Source organism: Mesorhizobium sp. M7A.F.Ca.CA.001.08.2.1 (assembly GCF_003998455.1).
GTDB classification, from domain to species: domain Bacteria; phylum Pseudomonadota; class Alphaproteobacteria; order Rhizobiales; family Rhizobiaceae; genus Mesorhizobium; species Mesorhizobium ciceri.
Genome location: NZ_RZPW01000733.1, coordinates 1 through 3,076 on the forward strand (window position 1 = coordinate 1; position 3,076 = coordinate 3,076).

The 3,076-nt window shown below is 62.0% G+C and carries 4 protein-coding genes and 1 pseudogene; 4 read left to right on the top strand and 1 reads right to left on the bottom strand.

Features of this window, described 5'->3' with window-relative positions; translation table 11 throughout:
• Positions 1-143: 143 nt before the first annotated feature.
• Positions 144-569 (top strand): annotated as a pseudogene (locus EN914_RS29885) (EAL domain-containing protein); the annotation flags it as partial.
• A 45-nt stretch (positions 570-614) separates the two neighbouring features.
• Here the strand turns inward: EN914_RS29885 and EN914_RS29890 are convergent.
• Positions 615-1,034, bottom strand: coding sequence for a Kazal-type serine protease inhibitor domain-containing protein (locus EN914_RS29890; RefSeq protein WP_013530021.1), 420 nt, complete (start codon positions 1,032-1,034; stop codon positions 615-617).
• A gap of 501 nt (positions 1,035-1,535) precedes the next feature.
• Between EN914_RS29890 and EN914_RS29895 the strand changes: the two genes are divergently transcribed.
• The 3 genes from EN914_RS29895 (at position 1,536) to EN914_RS29905 (ending at position 2,896) form a co-directional block, all read left to right on the top strand.
• Complete coding sequence (locus tag EN914_RS29895; RefSeq protein WP_006202520.1) at positions 1,536-1,748, top strand: cold-shock protein; 213 nt, start codon at positions 1,536-1,538, stop codon at positions 1,746-1,748.
• A 320-nt stretch (positions 1,749-2,068) separates the two neighbouring features.
• The gene (locus EN914_RS29900) at positions 2,069-2,281 is read left to right on the top strand and encodes a cold-shock protein (RefSeq protein WP_013530020.1); all 213 of its coding nucleotides are present in this window, start codon (positions 2,069-2,071) and stop codon (positions 2,279-2,281) included.
• Positions 2,282-2,464: 183 nt separating this feature from the next.
• Entirely contained in the window at positions 2,465-2,896 is a 432-nt protein-coding gene (locus tag EN914_RS29905) for a BA14K family protein (RefSeq protein WP_013530019.1), read from the top strand.
• Positions 2,897-3,076 lie beyond the last annotated feature (180 nt).

Below are 3,076 nucleotides of genomic sequence, written 5' to 3' on the forward strand. Positions count from 1 at the left end.
GACCTGGCTCCCGCACCCGCCGCTCGTCTTTGATCTCTGTTGATGGGAAACCTACCGTGTTTTATCCGCCTGTGGCGATCTAGGCCATCGGCGCCGCAGGTTCAAGGCTTCGCTTGCTGTCTCGTCCTTTCGTCGGTGCGGAAAGATCAAATCAGCACACCGCGATCCGGCCCCAGCAAATCTGGCTCGAGGCCACGGAGCGCGCGTTCATCGATATCAACTCGGCCCGCTCAACGCTCGTTCGTGCCCGCGAACTTGGCCACGCAGTGGCAATCGACGACTTCGGCACCGGCTACTCCAGCCTGTCCTATCTCGAGGGGCTGCCGCTCGATGCGCTCCTAATCGACAAATCGTTCATCGATACGATCAGCACGAATTCCGCCACCAATTCCGTCACCGCGCATATCATCGACATGGCCAAGACACTAAAGCTGAAGATCGTTGCCGAAGGCGGGGAAACGCAGGCGCAGGCCGACTACCTCGCGGCGCGCGACGTCGACTACGGCCAGGGCCGGCTGTTTGCCAGACCCATGCCCGCGTCCGAGTTCGTCGCCGACTGTCGCCGGTGAAACCGACGGCTTGATGATTGTCTTCCTCAACGAGGCGCAGCGTTCTCAGCACGGCCCGTCGCCAACGACGCGATAGTCCGCGGCACGGGCTTCGCAGGAATTGGGGAAGGTGCGCATCTCGCCATGCCGGCGCGCGCACACCGGCGCATATTCGCGGGTGCAGAACGTCTGCTCTTCACCACCGCCGCCGCCGCCACCGCCGCCACCGTCGCGGCACGGACCGTCGCGCACGATGCGGTAGCCGGCCCGGTCGGCAAGACAGGCATTGGCGAAGGTCTGGCGATCGCCGCCGCGCCGGGCACAGACCGGCTCGTACTGCTTGCTGCAATATTGCGGTTCCGGCCGGGGCGGACGCGGACGCGGCCCTGGTCCGTCATCGACGACGACGGTGCAGGCGGCAAGAAGTGCCGACAGCAACAGGATGACAAAACCCTGCCGCGAAAAGATTGCCGCCAGATATTTCATGATGATCTCCCACGATCGCGTCCCCGGTTGCCGATCCTCGCCATTCCCTTGCCAAATGCAATCCCCGTTTGCAGCCCTTTCAGTCGGAAACGCGCTGGGGCTGTAGGCGGCGTCGACTTCCTCGGCCACCTCGACATCTGGCCCATTCGTGGCCCGGTTCTGGCCGATGACCCGGCCGGCAAGCAAGCCTATGCCGAGCCCATCGATGCTCAGGTCAGTCGATTGATGCGTCGGGACGCGCCAGTACGGCGGCCCGCGGCGGTATCTTGCAACCATCACGTTTCCGTGCGATAAATTCCGTGTTCGGGCATTTGCGACCCGGAGAGCGGAACGTTTTGGACGACCTTTCCCCGATACTGTGAATCTCTGACGGCCCCGTTTTCGGCGGGGGGTTTGACCATGCGCCAATGCATGACTGCCGAAGCAACCACCGGGAACTGCCCTTTGCGCCAGGCGGCGGGCGGGACCACCAAAGACTGAACGGGTGAAGGAGTTTCCCCAATGGCCCAGACCGGCACCGTTAAATTCTTCAACGCGACCAAAGGCTTCGGTTTCATCACGCCCGATGGTGGCGCCAAGGATGTGTTCGTCCATATCTCCGCGATCGAAGCTTCCGGCTTGCGCACGCTCGTTGACGGCCAGAAGGTCACCTTCGACGTCGAGCCGGACCGCATGGGCAAGGGCCCCAAGGCCGTCAACCTCCGCGCAGCCTGAGCCATCGGCGCGCCGCATGTCACTTAGACGTGCGACGGAGGCTCCATGCCTGCACCTGGCCTGGAGAGGGATCTGAATTTGGAAAGGCGCGGCGATCTTCGTCGCGCCTTTTCCTTATCGAAGGCGCGGGCCAGTGATGTCGCCCAAGCGGCCGGGTTCTGGGCAACGACTTGCATAAAAACAAAGACCCGAAGCATGCCGCAACGTGCTTTAGACGCCCGCAAAACTTTCTCTTGCCGATGACGCTAAAATAAAGGACAAATTTCCACTCGGGCATTTGCCGGCCCGAGACTGGAGTTTATGGGACAAAGGAGCTTCCCATGCCGCAGACCGGCACCGTCAAATTCTTCAATCATGCCAAGGGCTTCGGCTTCATCACGCCCGATGATGGCGCGAAGGATGTTTTCGTCCATATTTCAGCTGTGCAGGCGTCCGGTCTTCCCGGCCTCGAGGATGGGCAGAAAGTGTCGTTCGATACCGAGCCGGATAAGCGCGGCAAGGGTCCCAAGGCCGTCAACCTGTCGGTCGGCTGAGCCGGCTTCGAACCGGCGCTCCCGGGCAGATCGCTCCCTTGAGAGCCTGTGATTTTTGACGTCCGTTTTGAATAAACACGTTAAAATCCGTTCAGCCCCCGTTCAGCCACGGTCGCATATTAGTCTTCGGTAAAGCCGGACCGCATCCCCGAAACTGCACGGGCCGGAACGAAGGAGACCGACATGAACCGAATTTTCAAAACCGCCGTCCTGGCCGCTGCCGTGGCCGCCACCACGCTCACGGCCTTGCCCGCCGCCAATGCGCGCGACTGGCGCCGTCATCATGGCCATCATGGCAATGGCGATGCCATTGCCGCCGGCGTGCTCGGCCTCGCGGCCGGGGCGCTGATCGGTGGCGCATTGGCCAATGACCGCCCGCCGCCCGACGCTGACCGCTACTACGATGACGGTTACTACGATCGTGACGTCGTGGTGCGCCCGGCCCCGGTCCGCCGCTATTATGCGGAGCCGCGGGTGGTCTACGCCAATCGTTATGCCGAACCGTGGACGCGTGACTGGTACGAATATTGCTCGGACCGCTACCGCAGCTTCAATTCCCGTACCGGCACGTTCACCGGCAATGACGGCGAACAGCATTTCTGCACTGCCAACTAACCAAGGGCTTCCCTGCCCCAAAACAGAAAAGCGCTGACCGCAAGGCCAGCGCTTTCAGGCTGCTGACAAACCCCTGGCATTTGCCGGGGGTTTTTGATTCACTGGGTCATGTTGAAGCGACCCGCCCCTGAACAGACCGCGCTCGAGATGGTAACGCTGGATCAGTTGGTTCCGGCTGAT

Coding starts and splice junctions, on each gene's coding strand:
- EN914_RS29890 (WP_013530021.1), bottom strand. CDS start 1,034: ATGAAATATCTGGCGGCAATCTTTTCGCGGCAGGGTTTTGTCATCCTG.
- EN914_RS29895 (WP_006202520.1), top strand. CDS start 1,536: ATGGCCCAGACCGGCACCGTTAAATTCTTCAACGCGACCAAAGGCTTC.
- EN914_RS29900 (WP_013530020.1), top strand. CDS start 2,069: ATGCCGCAGACCGGCACCGTCAAATTCTTCAATCATGCCAAGGGCTTC.
- EN914_RS29905 (WP_013530019.1), top strand. CDS start 2,465: ATGAACCGAATTTTCAAAACCGCCGTCCTGGCCGCTGCCGTGGCCGCC.